We start from the raw sequence: 16,018 nt of genomic DNA on the forward strand, positions 1-16,018 counted from the left end.
ACGACGCCCTACGCCGCCGACTCTGCGCCCGGCGTCAGCTCTTCTTCGTGTACTTGCGGATCGCGATCGGCGCCATGACCACCGTCAGCGCGGCGGTCCAGCCGAGCGTCATCCACAGGTCGTGGGCGACGGGGCCGCCGACCATCAGGCCGCGGGCCGCGTCCGCGAGGTTCGACATCGGGTTGTAGTCGGTGAAGGACTGCAGCCAGCCGGGCATCGACTGCGGCGGCGCGTAGATCGACGAGCCGAACTGCAGCGGCATCATCACCAGGAAGCCCATCGCCTGCACGGACTGGGCGTTCTTCATGGTCACACCGAGGACCAGGAAGATCCACATGATGGAGGAGGCGAAGAGCGTGGACAGGCCGACCGTGGCGAACAGGCCGCCCCAGTTGGTGATGTCGAAGCCGACGAGCACGCCGACGATCATCAGGACCGTGGTGGCGACGAGCATGCGCAGCAGCTCCACCGACACCTTGGCGATCAGGACCGAGGCCCGCCCGATGGGCAGCGACCGGAAGCGGTCCATGATGCCCTTCTGGAAGTCCTCGTTGAAGCCGGTGCCGACGCCCTGCGCGATGTTCATGCTCATCATCGCGATCATGCCGGGGATCACGTACTGCACGTACGCGTCCTGACCGCCGCCGATGGCCTGGCCGATCGAGCCGCCGAAGACGTACACGAACAGCAAGGTGAAGATGATCGGCATCAGGACCGCGTCGAACATCGACTCCGGGTCCTGCTTGATCCACAGCAGGTTGCGGCGGACGAGCGCGCCGGTGTGACGCAGATGGCCACGGAGGCCGATGCGCGGATCGGCTTCGACCTTTATGGTCGGCGCCGCGGGTGCGGCGATGGTGGTGGTACTCATGCGGCGACCTCCTCGAGTTCGATGCGGGCGTCCTGCGGGGCACTGGCCTTCTGGCCGGTGATGGACAGGAACACCTCGTCCAGGCTGGGCAGTTCGGTGGCGATCGAGCCGATCGTGATGCCGCGCGCGGTGACCGCGCCGACGACGGCGGTCAGCTGCTCGTCGCTGAGGATCGGCACGAGGACCGTGCCGGAATCGGTGTCGACGGTGGTGGTGGCGAGGCCCGTCAGGCCCAGGTCGTCGAGGGCCGCGGCCAGCGGGCGCAGCTCCAGCGGGTCGGCCGGGCGGATGCGCAGGGTGCGGCCGCCGACCTTCGCCTTCAGCTCGTCGATGCCGCCGCGGGCGATGACCTTGCCGTGGTCGACGACGGTCAGCTCGGAGGCCAGCTGCTCGGCCTCCTCCATGTACTGGGTGGTGAGCAGCACGGTGACGCCGTCGCGGACCATGCGCTTGACCTCGTCCCACACCTCGTTACGGGTACGGGGGTCGAGGCCGGTCGTCGGCTCGTCCAGGTAAAGGACGTGCGGCTGGCCGATCATCGAGGCGGCGAGGTCGAGGCGGCGGCGCATGCCCCCGGAGTACGTCTTCGCGGGGCGGGTCGCGGCGTCGGTCAGGGAGAACCGCTCCAGGAGGGCGTCGGCGCGGGCCTTCGCGTCCTTCCTGGACAGGTCGAGCAGGCGCCCGATCATGTACAGGTTCTCGCGGCCGGAGATCTTCTCGTCGACCGAGGCGTACTGGCCGGTGAGGCCTATCACGCGGCGCAGCTGGCGCGGCTGCTTCACCGCGTCGTAGCCGGCCACGATCGCCGTGCCGGCGTCGGGCCTGATCAGGGTGGACAGGCAGCGTACGAGGGTGGTCTTGCCGGCCCCGTTCGGCCCGAGGACACCCATCACGGTGCCCTCGTGCACATCGAGGTCGACGCCGTCCAGGGCTCGTGTTCCCTGGGGGCCGCCGTAGTGCTTGACCAGCCCCCGCACGGACACGGCCACGGGTCGGCCGCCTTCGGGGTTCTTGTCGATTCGCGTCATGCCCATCAAGGTGCCAGACCCCACCGACAACTCACCGACAGCCGACCGACAGCCCGTCTGTCGGTCGGCTGTCGGTGAGCTGTCGGCAACCGGCTTCGCGGCACCTCGGCGCCGCTCGACCCGCGGAGCGCGGCGCATGGCCGCGGCCCGTCGACGGGGGAAGATCGACGGGCCGCGTTGGTGCCGCTATGGCTCTGGGGTGGTGCGCCGGATGCCGGGTCAGTGGACGGAGTGTTCCTCCAGAGGGAACGTTCCGCCGATCACGTCCTCCGCAAACGCCTTCGCCGCATCGGACATGACAGAACGCAGATTTGCGTAACTCTTGACGAAGCGCGGCATCTTGCCGTCCGTCAGACCGAGCGCGTCCGTCCAGACCAGGACCTGCGCGTCCGTCTCGGGCCCGGCCCCGATGCCGACCGTCGGGATGTGCAGGACCCGCGTGACCTCGGCGGCGAGCTCCGCCGGTACCAGCTCGAGGACGACCGCGAACGCGCCCGCGTCCTGGACCGCCTTCGCGTCGCGCAGCATCTGCTGTGCGGCCTCCTCGCCGCGGCCCTGGACCCGGTACCCCTGGGTGTTGACCGACTGCGGGGTCAGGCCGATGTGGGCCATGACCGGGATGCCGGAGTCGACGAGGAGCTTGATCTGCTCGTGGGAGCGCTCGCCGCCCTCGAGCTTGACGGCCCCGACGCCCGCCTCCTTGACCAGGCGCATCGCCGAGCGCAGGGCCTGGACCGGGCCCTCCTGGTAGGAGCCGAAGGGCAGGTCGCCGACGATCATGGCCCGGGACGTGCCCCGGACGACGGCGGCGGAGAGCATCGTCAGCTGGTCGAGCGTGACCGGGACCGTGGTGTCGTATCCCAGGTGACAGTTGCCCGCCGAGTCGCCGACCAGCATCACGGGGATGCCCGCCTCGTCGAACACCGATGCCGTCATCGCGTCGTACGCGGTCAGCATCGGCCACTTCTCGCCGCGCTCCTTGGCGAGGGTGATGTCGCGGACGGTGATGCGACGGGTGCCCTTGCCTCCGTACAGCGCCTTGGGGTTGCTGCTGTCGGGGGCTTGCTGGGCAGCCGGAAGTTGCGTGGGTTGCGTCATCGCAACGGCTCCTTCAATTCAGTCGTCTCGAGGCACCCTGACGGTGTCCCCGGATCACCTCCATGGTGGCACCGCGTGCCGGTCCCGCGCCAGGCCCCATCCGGTGACTTCCGACGACTCCAGTGACGCCCTACGTAAAGCCCAGGTAAGGGTTTCCTCCGGGTTCGCTCCGGGTTCCTTCTGGGTTCGTTCTGGATTTTCAATACGAGACGGGGCCGTATCGAAATGGCGCTAGGGTTTTCCGCATGACCACTCCTGCCGCTCCCGCCGCCCCCCGGATACCGGAGGCCGTGCACCGTCGTCGATGGGCCATCCTCGGCGTGCTCATGCTGAGCCTGCTGATCGTCGTCCTCGACAACTCCATCCTGAACGTCGCGATCAAGACGATCTCGACCCCCGCGCCCACCGGCCTCGGCGCCACGCAGAGCGAGCTCGAGTGGGCCATCAACGCGTACACCCTCGTCTTCGCCGGGCTGCTGTTCACCGCCGGTCTGCTCGGTGACCGCCTCGGGCGCAAGAAGATCATCATCGGGGGCCTGGTCGTCTTCGGCATCGGCTCGGCGCTCGCCGCCGAGTCCGGCTCCCCGGTCCAGCTCATCGCGTTCCGTGCGCTGATGGGCCTCGGCGCTGCCTTCGTCATGCCGGCCACGCTCGCCGTGCTCATGAACGTCTTCGAGCGCGAGGAGCAGCCGAAGGCCATCGGCATCTGGGCCGGTGGCGTGGGACTCGCCATCGCCATCGGGCCGATCACCGGCGGCGTGCTGCTCGACCACTTCTGGTGGGGCTCGGTCTTCCTGGTGAACGTGCCGATCGTGATCACCGCCGTGGTCATGACGCTCGCGCTCGTGCCCGACTCCAAGGACCCGCACCCCGGCCGCATGGACCTCGTCGGCGTGCTGCTGTCCGTCGTCGGCCTCGTCCTGCTCGTCTACGGGATCATCAAGGGCGGCGACGAGGGCGACTTCACCAGCCCCCAGGTGCTCGCGACCATCGCGGCCGGACTCGTCGTCCTCGTCGGGTTCGTCGTCTACGAGAAGCGCAGCGACCACCCGTCGATCGACGTCAACTACTTCAAGAACAAGGTGTTCTCGGCCGCGATCGCCGCCATCGCGCTCGTCTTCTTCGCGCTGATGGGCGTCACCTTCTTCTCGGTCTTCTACACCCAGAGCGTGCGCGGCTACTCGCCGCTGCAGACCGGCGCCCTGCTGCTGCCGCTCGCCGTGGCCCAGCTGATCTTCGCGCCGCGGGCCCGGATCGTCGTCGAGCGGTTCGGCGTGCGGGCCACCACCACGGGCGGGCTCGTGCTGCTCTGCGGCATGCTCGCCGCGTTCACCGTCCTCGAGGCCGACACCCCGATCTGGATCCTGGAAGTCATCTTCTTCTTCATGGGCATGGGCATGGCCCATGTGATGACGCCGACCAGCGTCGTCATCATGCAGACGCTGCCGCGCGAGAAGGCGGGCTCCGCGTCCGCGCTGAGCAACACCTTCCGGCAGGTCGGCGGCGCGCTCGGCATCGCCGTCCTCGGCTCCGTGCTCTCCACGGCGTACCGCGGCGGCATCGAGGACAAGCTCGGGCTGCTGCCGGCCGGCGTGCGCGACACCGCGGGCGCGTCCATCGAGGCGACCCTCGGCGTCGCCGAGAAGATGGGGCCGCGGGCCCAGGGCCTGGTCGGCGCGGCCAACGACTCGTTCCTGCACGCCATGCACGTCACGGCGCTGTGCGGTGCGGGCGTCGCCCTGCTCAGCGCGGTCGTCACCGGCCTGTTCCTGCCGGGCAGGGCACCGGCCGTGCCCGCGGACCAGCAGGGCGAGCCGGAGAAGGCGGGCGCGGGCCGCTGAGCCCGGACCCCCGGCGGACGGCCGGATACGGCACAAGCGCTGAGACAATGCCCCGGAACCCGGCGGAGGGCCGGGTTCCGGGGCCGTGGCGGAAGGCGGAGGCGTGGACACGGAGCGGGTCGGGCGACAGGCGCGGCGGGACAAGGTGCCGGACGCCCCGACGCCATCGGCGGACGCCCCGACACCACCGACGGGCAGCCCGGCGCCATCGGCCGACTGCGTGGCCCCCGTGCGCGGCCGCCCCCGCAGCGAGGCCGTCGAGCAGGCCATCATCGAAGGCGTCGTCAAACTCCTCGAGGACGGCGTGCCGCTCACCGGCCTGTCCATCGAGCGGATCGCCCGCACCGCCGGCGTCGGCAAGGCCACGATCTACCGGCGCTGGAGCGGCAAGGAGGAGCTCTTCGTCGACGTCCTGCGCTCCATCGAGGAGCCGGAGCCCGAACTGCCGGGCACCAGCATGCGCGACGACCTGATCTGTCTCCTCGAGAACCAGCGCCGACGCGGCCTGAGCATGCGCTCGTCGGCCCTGCTGCACAACGTCATCGCCCAGATGAAGTCCCTGCCCCGGCTCTGGGACGCGTACCACGAGATCGTGGTCGCCCCCCGCCGCCGCACCATGTACGACGTGCTGCGGCGTGGCATCGAGGACGGCGAGCTGCCGGCGGGCATCGACGTGGAGTTCGCCAACGACCTGATCGTCGGCCCCATGCTGCTGCGCACCGTCATGCGGACCGACGCCCCGCTCGCCGAGGAGCTGCCCGCGCAGATCGTCGACACCGCGCTCGCCGGACTGCGCCTTCGGGAGACCGGCTGAGGGCGGACCGGCCGAGGAACCGGCTGGTAGACCGGCTTAATGTGCGCGTTTCGTCACAGCAGCCGCATCCGGGGCCCTCATACGGAACTCGGCACGCCGTCCCGCTCGTCCTCGTGGCCGTACGGACGTCATGAACCCGCCCGGCGGGGCGTGACGGAACAGCAAGCCGCTGATCATCGCCTAGTGTTCTGGGCGGGGACGGCGGGCACGGCAGAGTTGAGGCGACGACGGTATGGCGCAGGCGTACGACGGCAGCGGGGACTCGGGGCACACCGGACCGGGCGCCCGGCTGCGACGCCTGGGGCACCGGCTCCGCCACGACCAGGGCCTGTGGCGGCGCGGCATCGTCCTCGCCGTCCTCGCGATCGTGCTCGCGCTCGTCATGCTGCTGCACGCGCAGATCCCCAACACCATCGGCAACCTCGGCTCGCTGACCGAAACCTTCCTGCCGTGGCTCGGCCTGTTCATCCCGGTGCTGCTCGTCCTCGGCTTCGTACGGAAGTCGGCGACCGCCGTCGTCGCGGTCCTGGTCCCGGCGATCGTCTGGCTCAACCTCTTCGGCGGGCTGCTCACCGACAAGCAGGACAGCGGCGGCGACCTGACCGTCGCCACGCACAACGTGAACGCCGACAACCCCGACCCGGTCGGCACGGCCAAGGGCGTCGCCGCGTCCGGCGCGCAGGTCGTGGCCCTGGAGGAGCTGACGAGCGAGGCGCTGCCGACGTACGAGAAGACGCTCGCGGCGACCTATCCGTACCACTCGGTGCAGGGCACCGTCGGCCTGTGGAGCAAGTACCCGCTCTCCGACACGCAGCCCGTCGACATCAAGCTGGGCTGGGTCCGCGCCATGCGCTCCACCGTCGCGACGCCCGAGGGCAGGGTCGCCGTGTACGTGGCGCACATGCCGTCGGTGCGGGTGAAGCTCGACTCCGGGTTCACCGCCAGTCAGCGCGACAAGAGCGCCAACGCGCTCGGCGAGGCCATCGCCGACGAGCCGCTCGGCAAGGTCATCCTGCTCGGCGACCTGAACGGCACGATGAACGACCGCGCGCTGAACGCCGTCACGTCCCAGATGCGCTCCACGCAGGGCGCCGCGGGCAGCGGCTTCGGGTTCAGCTGGCCGGCCTCGTTCCCGATGGCGCGCATCGACCAGATCATGGTCAAGGGCGTCGAGCCGGTCTCCTCCTGGACGCTGCCCGAGACCGGCAGTGACCACCTGCCGATCGCGGCCCGGGTCACCGTGTGACGTTCACGGGGCTTTAACCTCGCGGAATAGTGGATGCGGCAGTCTTTGTTCCGTACGTAAACTTACGGATTCGGCCCGGCCCTGCCCGCTCGGCCCCGCCGGTTCCGCCCGCTGTTCCTGCACCCACTTTCTTTGGACGATCCCTCATGCCCCTCGCCCTGCTCGCCCTCGCCGTGGGCGCCTTCGGCATCGGCACCACCGAGTTCGTGATGATGGGCCTGCTGCCCGACGTCGCGGGCGATCTGCACATCTCGATCCCCACCGCAGGACACCTCGTCTCCGCGTACGCGCTCGGCGTCGTCATCGGGGCCCCGCTGCTCGCCGCGCTCACCGCGCGCATGCCGCGCCGCCGGGTGCTGATCGGCCTGATGGTGCTCTTCGTCTTCGGCAACGCGGTGTCGGCCGCCGCCCCCGACTACCACTGGCTGATGATCGCCCGCTTCGTCAGCGGACTGCCGCACGGCGCGTTCTTCGGCGTCGGCGCGGTCGTCGCCACGTCGCTGGTCGCGCCCGAGCGCAAGGCCCGCTCGGTCTCGCTGATGTTCCTCGGCCTGACCGTCGCGAACATCGTCGGCGTCCCCGTCGCCACCGCCATGGGGCAGCAACTGGGCTGGCGCGCGACCTTCCTCGCGGTCAGCGTCATCGGGCTCGCCGCGATCGCGTCCCTGGTCGCGCTCGTGCCCGCCGACCACGGGCACGGCACGGCCGTCGGCGTACGCAGCGAACTGAAGGCGCTCGGCTCGCTTCCGGTGTGGCTGGCGCTCGGCACGACCGTCGCCGGGTTCGGCGCGCTGTTCGCCGCCTACAGCTACATCACGCCGATGCTCACGGACGCCGCCGGATTCGCGGAGGCCAGCGTGACGCTGCTGCTCGCGCTGTTCGGCGTCGGCGCCACGATCGGCAATCTGATGGGCGGGCGGCTCGCCGACCACTCGCTGCGCGGCACGCTCTTCGGCGGCCTCGCCTCGCTGGGTGTCGTCCTCGCGCTCTTCCCGCTGATGATGAAGGCCGAGTGGAGTGCGGCGCTCGCGGTGCTGCTGCTCGGTACGGCCGCGTTCACGACCGGGTCGCCGCTGCAGCTGATGGTGATGGAGAAGGCCGCCGCGGCACCCTCCCTCGCCTCGTCCGCGAACCAGGCGGCCTTCAACCTGGCCAACGCGGGCGGCGCCTGGATCGGCGGCCTCGCGCTCGCCGCGGGCTTCGGCGTCACGTCACCGGCGCTCGCGGGTGCGGGCCTCGTGGTGCTCGGCCTCGGGGTCGCGGCGGTGTCCTACGCGGTGGACCACCGCCGGGTCCCGCTGGACGCCACCGGGTCCGGCCGTCTGGTCGCGGGGCACGTCCCCGGTGACGTCGACGAGGTGGCGTCGGCCCGGCGGTGACGATCCGGGGCGGGGCCCGCAGCCCCGCCCCGTCGCCCCAGCGCGTCGCCGTATCGCGTCGCCCTATCGCGTCGGGCCCGACCAGACGGTCGCCGCGTACTCGGTCAGAGTGGGCGCGATCTCCACGTCCAGGTGGCCCGACGCGGACGTGGGCAGGTCGAAGCCGTACGTGCCCGTGGCCCGCTTGCCGGGGGCGATGGTGCCGGTGAGGCGGTGGGTGTCGTAGAGGTTCTCGGCCTCGTGACCCTTGGCGTCCCGGCCCTGCGGGAAGAGCGTATCGCCGTCGAACTTCGCGTCGGTGCCGTTCACGACGGTGACCGTGACCCGGTAGGCCTTGGTCCCCGCGGAACGGGGCATGTAGGGATCCGGCTTGTAGGCGACGGGCGCGGAGACCGTGACCTCGAGGCCGTCCTCGTACACGCCGCTGTCGCCGAACGCGAGCGGTTCGTCGGCCACGGGCGCGGGTGACGCGGCGGCGGACGACGCCCCCTGCCCGTCCCGCCCGTCCTCGGCCCGGTCCATCAGCTCGCTCAGCTTGGGCAGGGCGAGGATCGTGATGACGACGGTCAGCACGATCGCGACCCCGCCGAGCACGGCACCGGCCAGCGCGCTGCGGCCGTTGTCCGCGCGGCCCTTGCGGCCGCGGGAGTACCCGATCAGGCCGAGGACGAGCGCGAGGACGCCGAGCGGGACGGCCACCATGAACAGACCGGGGACCATGCCGGCCAGGACGCCGATGTTGCCGAGGGCGAACGCGGCGGTGCCCGGACCGTTCTGCATCGGCGGGGGAGGGAAGGGGCCGGGGCCGTGCGGGTACGGGGCAGCCTCGGGCGCGGGCGGCTGCGGCCACTGGGCAGGGGCGGTCATGCGGTGTCCTTCGTTCAGACGCGACTGCGTCCGGCACCTTCGGCCGAAGGTGCCGGACGCAGTGGGTAAAGACGCAGTGGGTAAAGCAGTGGGTAAACAGGGGGGCGGCCGGTGTCCCCTTCCGGCCGTGTAGGAACAAGATAAGCGGAAGCTGTCCGTCCGCCGCTCTCGGGTGCCGCTCTCGGGGTGCTGCTCGGGGTGCTGCTCCAGGGGTGCCGCTCCCCAAGGCCGCCCCGGCTCAGCCCTGCCGGTACCCCAGCACCGTCATCATCCCGGCCTCCGAGTGGTACACGTTGTGACAGTGCACCATCCACAGGCCCGGATTGTCCGCGTCGAAGTCCACCGTCAGCGTCCCGTTCGGCAGGACGATCGCCGTGTCCTTGCGGGGGCCGCCCGCCACGCTCGCCAGGGAGAACGTGTGGCCGTGCAGATGGAGCGGGTGCCACATCGACGTGGAGTTGGCGAAGACCAGGCGGACGCGCTCTCCCGCGCGGACCGGGTGGCGCTGGTCCGATGTGTAGGGCTTCTTGTCGAAGGCCCAGTCGTACTTGGCCATTCCGCCCGTCAGTTGGAGCTTGATCGTGCGGTCCGGCTCGCGGGCGGCGAGGGCCACCGAGGGATGGGCCCTGAGCCTGTCCGCCGTCAGGAGGCGGCCGTCCAGCTCCTTGGGGCGGACCTTGGCGGCGGGCGGCGACCCCGCGCCCGTGCGCAGCACCGCGAGCGCCGATGCCTTCTTGCCCTCCGCGAGCGCCGTCAGCGGGAAGACCCCGTCACCCGCCGTGACCAGGACGTCGTACCGCTCGCCCATGCCGAGCAGCAGCGCGTCCGTCGTCGCGTGCCGCACCGGGAAGCCGTCCGTGTGCGTCACCGTCATCGCGTGGCCGCCGAGCGCCACGCGGAAGGCGGTGTCCCCGCCCGCGTTGATGAGGCGCAGCCGGATGCGGTCGCCGGGGCGGGCCGTGAAGGACGAAGGGGCCGCCGCCGTACGCCCGTTGATCACGTAGTGCGGGTAGGCCACGTCGCCCGCGTCCCCGCCGAGCAGGTCGCTCGTCGCGCCCATCATCATTCGCGACGGGCCGGTGCCCGGCCCGGACGCCGATCCCGAGGGCGACGCGCTCTCCTTCGTGCTCATCGACATGCCTTCCATCCCTGACATGTCGTGCCCGGAGTGCCCGCCCGAGCCGCCGCCGGAGTCGCCCGACTCGCCCATGCCCGCCCGCAGTTCGGCCAGGACCGCGTCCGGTGTCGAGCCGTCCACCCCGTCGACCCAGTCGTCGAGGACGATCACCCACTCCTTGTCGTACGAGAGCGGTTCCTTGGGGTCCTCCACGATCAGTGGCGCGTACAGACCGCGGTCCTGCTGGGTGCCGGAGTGCGGGTGGAACCAGTACGTGCCCGGGTGCGCGACCGTGAAGCGGTACGTGAAGTCGGCGCCCGGGGCGATCGACTTCTGGGTGAGACCGGGGACGCCGTCCATGTCGTTGCGCAGGGACAGGCCGTGCCAGTGCAGGGACGTGGGCTGCGGCAGGTGATTGGCCAGGGTCAGGGCGAGGGTGTCGCCCGCCGTCACCCGGACCTCCTTGCCGGGCAGATCGCCCCCGTACGACCAGGAGTTGACCGTACGGTCGCCGAGGTCGAGCCGGGTCGCGGCCGCGGTGAGGGACACCTTGCGGACCGGTCCGCCCGGGCCGCGCTTCTTCTCCGCTGCGGCGACCTCCTGGCCGGCCGGGTCGACATAGCCCTCGGGCGCGCCGCCGCCCGAGCCGCCGTGACCGCCGTGCCCGGAGCCGGACGAGCCGGAGCAGGCGGCCAGAACTCCCGTGCCGAGTGCGGCGATCGATGCGCCGAGCAGGGTGCGGCGCGTGGGGGTGGAAGGAGTGTTGTCGTGCATGACTGAGTTGCACCTCGATGTCGGTGTCGTGCTGCGTGCAGTGGCGAACTCATCCGCTGCCTCTGATACACCGCTCGACCCGATCGGGTTCCCACCGATCAGGTTCCGGGCAGCGCGAAGCAGCCGGTGGGCAGGCCTAGATGCGCAGCACCGACAACCGGGACAACGTCGCTCTCGGCGGGGGAGGGTTCGGCCGCTGCGCCAAGGCCGTCCCGCGCAGCGCGGCGCGCCCCGGCAGGTCCGTGCCCAGCAGCGGCCGCAGCACCGCGGCCGTCAGCAACAGCAGCGTGAACGAACCGAGGACCGCCAGGCACACGCCCAGCGGATCCATGCCGCTGTCGCCGGGCGAAGGGTGCTCGTCCGCCACGGCCTGCGTGCGCTCCGCCGACATCAGCGCCGGCATCAGCGTCGACATCTGCATCGGCATGGGCGCAGGCATCGACGCAGGCATCGACGTGGTCATCGGCGCGGACACCGACGCCGACTCCGACACCGGCATCTGCGCGGCGTGCACGGCGGCGGCAGGCGCCTGGCCGGTCGCGTGCTCCATGGCGTGCCCCGTCGGATGCCCCAGCGTGTGCATCCCGACGATGCCGAAGAGCAGCGCCACGAACAGCAGCAGCTGCCCGCGGCCCGTGCGGCCCTTCGTCGTCGCGGGAGGCGGAGGCATCATGCGCCGCACCCTACCCCCGCCCGGTATCGGACGACGTGCGGGCCCCACGTCCCCCCATGATCATGAGCCCATGACGACTACGGACAATCCGGAGCAGAACGGCACGGTGGCCGCGGACGACGGAACCAAGCGCCAGTTCATTTCCTGGGTGACGCTCGGCCTGATGACCACGGCGTCCGTGGCGAGCCTGCGGCCCTCGCCCACCATGGCCATCTACGGCCTCGCCGCGATCTTCCTCTATCTGCTCCCGGCGATCGTCTTCCTGCTGCCCACCGCCCTCGTCGGCGCCGAGCTGGCCTCCGGCTGGACGGGCGGCATCTACCGCTGGGTCAGCGAAGCGCTCGGCAAGCCGCTCGGGTTCGTCGCCGTGTGGTGCCAGTTCGCGATGACCATCGCCTACTACCCGAGCCTGCTCGCCTACGTGGCGTCCACCTTCGCGTACGTCATCCACCCGAGCCTCGCGGAGAACGGCCTGTACGTGGCCATCTGCATCGTCGTCATCTACTGGACGGGCGTGTGGGTCAGCTCGCGCGGCACCAAGACCGTCGCCGGCCTGTCCTCGCTCGGGCTCGTCATCGGCACGCTCGTCCCGGGCGTCGTGCTCGTCGTCCTCGGCATCGTCTTCCTCGGCCAGGGCAACCCGTCGGCCGCCCCGATGGGCGCGAGCCACTGGCTGCCGCCGTGGACGGGCCTGGCCAGCCTCGTCCTGATCGTCAACAACTTCCTCTCCTACGCGGGCATGGAGATGAACGGCGTCCACGTGTCGTCGCTGCGCAACCCGCGCGGCGAGTACCCGCGCTCCGTCTTCCTCGCCACCGGCCTCGTCCTGCTGATCTTCATCCTTCCGGCGCTCGCCATCAGCTGGGTCATGCCGTCCGAGCAGCTCAGCCTGACCGCCGGTCTGATGCAGGCCTTCCAGGCGTTCTTCGACCACTTCCACGTGGGCTGGCTGACGAAGGTCGTCGGCATCATGCTGGTGTGCGCGGCGCTCGGCGGCATGCTCACCTGGCTCGCGGGCCCGGCCAAGGGACTGGTCATGCTGTCCCGCCAGGAGGGCTATCTGCCGCCGTTCCTGCAGAAGCTGAACAAGCACGGCGTCCCGCAGAACGTGATGATCGCCCAGGGCGTCCTGACCACCCTCATCGGCTGCCTGTACGCCTTCAGCCACGACGTCTCCAGCCAGTACTGGATGTTCTCCGTCATCACGATCCAGATCTACCTGGTCGCCTACCTGCTGATGTTCGTGGCCGTCGTGAAGCTGCGGCGCTCGCAGCCCGACGTGCCGCGCGGCTTCGTCGTGCCCGCGGTCACGCTCGTCGCGGGCGTCGGCTTCGTCGCCTCGGTGCTCGCGCTCGTCATCGGGTTCGTGCCGCCGGACCAGTACGACACCGGGCCGCTGTGGCGCTATCTGCTGATCGTCGGCGGCGGTCTGCTGCTGCTCGGGGTCGCGGCGCCCGTCGCCTTCCTCAAGTACCGCAAGCCGAGCTGGATCCACCCCGACCACCGGTAGCGGGACCGGGCCGCCGCACGCTGTCGCGGATCACGATGTGCGTGCCGAGGACCTGACGCTGCTGCGCGGTGCGGCCCGTGCCCGCGAGGGCCAGGCGCACCGCGGTGCGGCCCAGTTCCTCGCCGGGGATGTGGACCGTGGTCAGGCCCGGCGTCATGTCACCGGCCACCGGGTCGTCGTTGTAGCCGACCACCGAGACGTCCTCCGGGACGCTCAGCCCGTACTCCTTGAGGGCCTTGACCACGGCGGCGGCCACCCGGTCGTCGCCCGCGAACACGGCCGTGAACTCCGGCCTGCCGTCGCACTTGTCGAGCAGGTCGCGGATCGCCTCGTCCCCGTTGAGCTGCCCGAAACCGATGCCGTGCAGCAGAGCGTCCGACGCGGGCACCCCGTGCTCCTCGAGGGCGCGCAGATAGCCGCGGACGCGGGCCTCGCCGGTGGTGTTGCCCGGCTGGTAGCCGATGAGCGCGATCCTGCGGTGGCCCGCGCCCAGGAGGTGGCTGGTGATCGCGTGGGCGCCCGCCTCGTTGTCGTACTCGACGACGACCGCGGGCACGTCGGGCGCCGGCGCGGGACGGCCGCACAGCACCAGACGCGATCCCGCCGCCGCGAGCGACTGCGCGTACTGCGCCATCCGCTCCCGGTACGCGGCGTCCTCCACGACCCCGCCGACCAGCACCACCGCCTCCGCGGCCTGCTCGCGCATCATCTGGACGAGGGCGAGCTCGCGGGCCGGGTCCGCGCCGGTCGACGCGACGAGCGTGAGCCGGTCGTGCTGGGCGGCCTCCTTCTCGACGCCCTGGGCGATGGCCGCGTAGAAGGAGCTGACCACGTCGAGCATGAGCACGGCGATCGTCTTGCGGCCCACGCCCGCCAGTGCGCGCGCGTGCGCGTTGGCGACGTAGTCCAGGTCCTTGGCCGCGCGCAGCACCTTGGCGCGCGAGGCCGCCGAGGTCGGGTAGTTGCCCGCGAGGACCCGTGACACGGTCGCCACCGAGACTCCCGCGCGCGCCGCCACGTCCCGGATGGTGGCCCGGTCCCCCATGACTCTCCTCAGTTCACGGTGCGGGGCCGCCGTCCGGGCCCCGCACCATTGTCGCGTGTCCGGGTCAGTGGGCGGCCGCGTACTCCGTGGTGAACTCCGCCATGACCTTCTTGCCGCCCTGAGCCTGCCACTTGGCGTAGATCGAGTCCCAGTCGGAGAGCTTCTTGCGGCCCGTGACGACGGCGGTCACCCCGTCGTCCATCAGCTGCTGCAACGTGGCGCCCTGGCGGTTGTACGTGTCCGACTGCAGGCCCCACCGGACGTTCGGCCGCATCATCGGGACGACCTTCTGCTGCCAGGCGTGCAGCCGCTTCGCGACGTCCGGGAAGCCGGGCGTGTACAGCACCTGCGGGGCGTCGGAGAGGTACGAGAACGGCACGTTGACCTTCGACTCGACCAGGCCGAGCTCGGTGGCGATCGGGTTGTTGTCCTTGTCGCGCTCGAAGTGCGTGCCCTCCAGACCGAAGTGCGTCAGCTCGTACTCCTCGGTGCCGAACGGGGCCGCCAGGTAGTCGAGCACCCGCAGGATCAGCCGGATCCGCTCCTTGGACGCCTTCTTGATCACCGTGTAGCCGAACGCGCCCCGGCTCTGCTGGTACGAGGCCGTCGCACCCGGCACCGTGTACGGCACGACGGCGTCCAGCTCGAAGGTGTCCTTGATGCCCTGGACCGCACCGGGGTAGGACAGGAAGCCGTCCGTCATGGACAGCACCGAGCCGTTCCAGAACTGCGTCTTGAGGTCGACCTGCGAGACCGAGGTGGCCTCCGGGTAGTACGAGCCCTGCTTGTTGAGCTTGGTCAGGTACTCCAGCATGGACTTGAACTCGTCGGTGGCGCCGTAGTGGACGAGCTTGTCGCCCTGCATGGCGAACTCGTTGGGCGCGCCGAACCAGGTGGCGTGCGTCTTGTAGCCGAAGTACGCGGTCTGGGACGCGCCGAGTGCCCACTTCTTGCCGCCCGTCGCGGACTTCACCGCGGCCGCGAAGTCGTCGGCGGACATCCCCGGCCGGTAGCCCGCCTTCGCGAAGGCCCCGCCGTTGAAGAACAGCGTGTCCTGCGGCTTGGGCCGCTCCACCGGCACGCCGTAGATGCGGCCCGAGATGCGGCCCATGCCCTCCCAGGCGTAGGTGGGGATGCCCGCGAGGTTGGGGTAGTCCTTGATCGCGTCGCCGGACAGGTACTCGGTGAGGTCGGCGCAGCGCGTCTTCACGAACTGGGACTCGCGGGGCAGGACGTAGCCGCCGCCGATGTTGATGATGTCGGGGATGTCGTCCCCGGCGAACACCGTCGCCATCTTGGCGCGGAAGTCGGCGTCCGGCACCACGGTGAACTCGATGTCGACGCCGAGCGCCTTGTTCACCGCGGCCCAGTACTTGTTCTCGGAGGGGCCCTTGGGCGGGGTGCCGTACGTGATGGTGAGGACCTTGAGCTTCTCCTTGCCGGTGCCCGGCTTCTCCGCGACCGCCTTCAGGAGCGAGCCCGGGTACTTCGTGAAGCCGGCCTGGACGCCCTCGGTGGTGCCGGCCAGATCGGGCGTGGCGCCCTTCGCCGGGGTGTACGTGGGCCAGGCCGCCGCCTTCTTGCCCGCGTTGGAGACGGACCCGGTCCCGGAGGACCCGGACGAACAGGCGGTGAGCACCGACGGCGCGGCGATCGCGGCGCCGCCGACGGCGATGGAGCGCAGCAGGGTGCGGCGGGACAGGGGAGAAGCGGACATGGTGAAGTGCCCTTCGGCTCAGGGAAGTTGAAGATCAG

At 70.7% G+C, this 16,018-nt stretch carries 13 protein-coding genes; 5 read left to right on the forward strand and 8 right to left on the reverse strand.

Going from position 1 to position 16,018, the window contains the following annotated elements:
• Positions 1–34 precede the first annotated feature (34 nt).
• The 3 genes from ACIBUY_RS20930 to panB form a co-directional block, all read right to left on the reverse strand.
• Positions 35–871: an ABC transporter permease gene (locus ACIBUY_RS20930; RefSeq protein WP_365561710.1), complete on the reverse strand. Its 837-nt coding sequence runs from the start codon at positions 869–871 to the stop codon at positions 35–37.
• Positions 868–1,899, reverse strand: coding sequence for an ATP-binding cassette domain-containing protein (locus tag ACIBUY_RS20935; RefSeq protein WP_365561712.1), 1,032 nt, complete (start codon positions 1,897–1,899; stop codon positions 868–870). The genes ACIBUY_RS20930 and ACIBUY_RS20935 overlap by 4 nt, the downstream gene beginning before the upstream one ends.
• 219 nt (positions 1,900–2,118) lie before the next feature.
• Positions 2,119–2,997, reverse strand: a complete 879-nt coding sequence (gene panB, locus ACIBUY_RS20940; protein ID WP_365561715.1) for a 3-methyl-2-oxobutanoate hydroxymethyltransferase — start codon at positions 2,995–2,997, stop codon at positions 2,119–2,121.
• Between the two features lie 245 nt (positions 2,998–3,242).
• Here panB and ACIBUY_RS20945 point away from each other — a divergent pair, with 245 nt between their 5' ends.
• From ACIBUY_RS20945 to ACIBUY_RS20960, 4 genes are all read left to right on the forward strand, one after another.
• Positions 3,243–4,838: an MFS transporter gene (locus ACIBUY_RS20945; RefSeq protein ID WP_365561718.1), complete on the forward strand. Its 1,596-nt coding sequence runs from the start codon at positions 3,243–3,245 to the stop codon at positions 4,836–4,838.
• 220 nt (positions 4,839–5,058) lie between these two features.
• A complete protein-coding gene (locus tag ACIBUY_RS20950; protein ID WP_365562020.1) occupies positions 5,059–5,652 on the forward strand; it encodes a TetR/AcrR family transcriptional regulator in 594 nt (197 codons plus the stop codon).
• A gap of 232 nt (positions 5,653–5,884) precedes the next feature.
• Positions 5,885–6,898 carry an endonuclease/exonuclease/phosphatase family protein gene (locus ACIBUY_RS20955; protein WP_365561720.1) on the forward strand — a complete coding sequence of 338 codons (1,014 nt, stop codon included), beginning with the start codon at positions 5,885–5,887 and terminating at the stop codon, positions 6,896–6,898.
• 146 nt (positions 6,899–7,044) lie between these two features.
• Positions 7,045–8,277 (forward strand): MFS transporter, encoded by a 1,233-nt coding sequence (locus ACIBUY_RS20960; protein ID WP_399153308.1) that lies wholly within the window; start codon positions 7,045–7,047, stop codon positions 8,275–8,277.
• A 63-nt stretch (positions 8,278–8,340) separates the two neighbouring features.
• Here ACIBUY_RS20960 and ACIBUY_RS20965 read toward each other — a convergent pair whose 3' ends face one another.
• The 3 genes from ACIBUY_RS20965 to ACIBUY_RS20975 form a co-directional block, all read right to left on the reverse strand.
• Positions 8,341–9,144: a hypothetical protein gene (locus ACIBUY_RS20965; protein ID WP_399153309.1), complete on the reverse strand. Its 804-nt coding sequence runs from the start codon at positions 9,142–9,144 to the stop codon at positions 8,341–8,343.
• Between the two features lie 238 nt (positions 9,145–9,382).
• Positions 9,383–11,035, reverse strand: coding sequence for a multicopper oxidase family protein (locus ACIBUY_RS20970; RefSeq protein WP_399153310.1), 1,653 nt, complete (start codon positions 11,033–11,035; stop codon positions 9,383–9,385).
• Between the two features lie 136 nt (positions 11,036–11,171).
• Positions 11,172–11,708: a hypothetical protein gene (locus ACIBUY_RS20975; RefSeq protein ID WP_399153311.1), complete on the reverse strand. Its 537-nt coding sequence runs from the start codon at positions 11,706–11,708 to the stop codon at positions 11,172–11,174.
• Between the two features lie 70 nt (positions 11,709–11,778).
• On the opposite strand from ACIBUY_RS20975, the gene ACIBUY_RS20980 reads away from it, so the two are divergent.
• Positions 11,779–13,218 carry an APC family permease gene (locus ACIBUY_RS20980; RefSeq protein ID WP_399153312.1) on the forward strand — a complete coding sequence of 480 codons (1,440 nt, stop codon included), beginning with the start codon at positions 11,779–11,781 and terminating at the stop codon, positions 13,216–13,218.
• Here ACIBUY_RS20980 and ACIBUY_RS20985 read toward each other — a convergent pair.
• Complete coding sequence (locus ACIBUY_RS20985; RefSeq protein WP_365561737.1) at positions 13,175–14,263, reverse strand: LacI family DNA-binding transcriptional regulator; 1,089 nt, start codon at positions 14,261–14,263, stop codon at positions 13,175–13,177. The two genes, ACIBUY_RS20980 and ACIBUY_RS20985, sit on opposite strands and share 44 nt — an antisense overlap.
• A 64-nt stretch (positions 14,264–14,327) precedes the next feature.
• Positions 14,328–15,980: a sugar ABC transporter substrate-binding protein gene (locus ACIBUY_RS20990; RefSeq protein WP_365561740.1), complete on the reverse strand. Its 1,653-nt coding sequence runs from the start codon at positions 15,978–15,980 to the stop codon at positions 14,328–14,330.
• Positions 15,981–16,018: the final 38 nt, after the last annotated feature.

The sequence above is a fragment of the Streptomyces sp. NPDC050085 genome, assembly GCF_044460595.1.
GTDB lineage: Bacteria > Actinomycetota > Actinomycetes > Streptomycetales > Streptomycetaceae > Streptomyces.